This is a genomic window from Synechococcus sp. H60.2, assembly GCF_047462315.1.
Lineage (GTDB): Bacteria > Cyanobacteriota > Cyanobacteriia > Thermostichales > Thermostichaceae > Thermostichus.
On the sequence record NZ_JANSIZ010000144.1, the window covers coordinates 1 to 1,517 of the forward strand.

The following is a 1,517-nucleotide window of genomic DNA, read 5'->3' on the forward strand; positions in this document are numbered from 1 at the left end:
GGCAGCGGCAGATGTTTATAAGAGACATCTCACCCCCAGCCCCTCTCCCTGAGGCACCCTCACCCCCAGCCCCTCTCCCTGAGGGAGAGGGGAGCTAGGGATCAAGGCAGGGGGCCGGGGTTATCCCCCCAGGGGGGCTTGGTGAAGGACAAGCGGCAAGCTAACCTAAGAGACTCGGGCAGATTGGGGAAAGCGCGGTGCAAATCCGCCACTGTGACGCAACTGTGATGGGATCCCTCCCTCAGCCAGAACACCCACCTGCCCTTGTCCTGTACCCCTTGCGATTCACAAGGAACGGAGTTTTTTGTGTTGAATACCCTCCCTGTTTCCCCTCCCCTTGCGGTTGGGCAGTTTCCTTCTCCTCCATTGCCCCTCTTGCTCATCGGCCATGGATCCCGCGACCCGGAGGGGCAGCAAGCCTTTCTGGAGTTGGCCCAAGCGTACCAATCCCTCACCCCCCAGCGGCCGGTGATCCCTTGTTTTTTGGAGCTGGCGCAGCCGAGCATCGCCCAGGGGGTGGAACAATGCTTGGCTCAAGGGTGGCAGGAGATCGTGGCCCTGCCGCTGTTGTTGTTTGGAGCGCGCCACAACAAGTTCGACGTGACCGTGGAGTTGGATCGCCTGCAGGCCCTCCACCCGCAGTTGCGCATCCACTACGGGGGGCCGCTGGGGATCCGCATCGAGATCTTGCAACTGCTGCGAGACCGCTTGGCCGCTTTGCTGGCTGCCCAACCGCGGCAGATCCCAGGGGCGGAAACGGTGTTGCTGTTTGTCGGTCGCGGCTCCAGCGATCCCGAAGCCAACGCCGAAGCCTGTAAGCTGGCCCGGCTGCTCTGGGAAGGGTCGGGGTTGGCCGCCGTAGAGATCTGCTTTATCGGCATCACCCATCCCCGCCTGCCGGTGGGTTTGGAGCGGGCCTTGTCCTGGCAGCCGCGCCGGGTGATCGTGCTGCCCTATTTTCTCTTCACAGGGGTGCTGGTGAAAAAAATCGAGGCGGCGGTGCAAGAGCGGCGACGCCAATACCCCCAGATCGAGTGGCTGATGCTGCCGGAGTTGGGTCTTGTGGATACGGTGTTGCACAGCCTGCAGCAACTGGAGCAGGAAGCCCTCCAGGGCCAAACCCCAATGAACTGCCACCTCTGCAAGTTTCGCCTGGCGGTGAGCGCAGAGCTGGGAGTGGGGCATACCCATCACCACGACCATCAGGATCACCCTCACGCGCAGGGATCCCATCACCACCACCATCATCATGACCATCATTCCCATGGGCAGGGATCCCATCACCATCCCCACAACCACGGCCATGCCCCCGCAGCGGCTGCGGATCCCTGGGCTCAGTTAGAGAATTACCACCAACGGGCTTGGCAAGTGCCTTAACGTAAGGTGCGGAATTCCCCACCGTCTATACGGTGGGGATGGATAGCACCCTCTGACTGATTTTGGATGTATTGCTTCACAATTTCTAGGGAGCAAATCATGCCAAAGCCTAGCCCTTCCCAATACACTTTATTGACCAG

General features: G+C 60.8%; 1 protein-coding gene and 1 riboswitch. The gene reads left to right on the forward strand.

What is annotated here, in order from left to right; genetic code table 11:
* Positions 1-140: 140 nt before the first annotated feature.
* Positions 141-277, forward strand: a riboswitch (cobalamin riboswitch).
* 29 nt (positions 278-306) lie between these two features.
* Positions 307-1,377 carry a sirohydrochlorin chelatase gene (locus NW845_RS12775; protein WP_414378802.1) on the forward strand — a complete coding sequence of 357 codons (1,071 nt, stop codon included), beginning with the start codon at positions 307-309 and terminating at the stop codon, positions 1,375-1,377.
* Positions 1,378-1,517 lie beyond the last annotated feature (140 nt).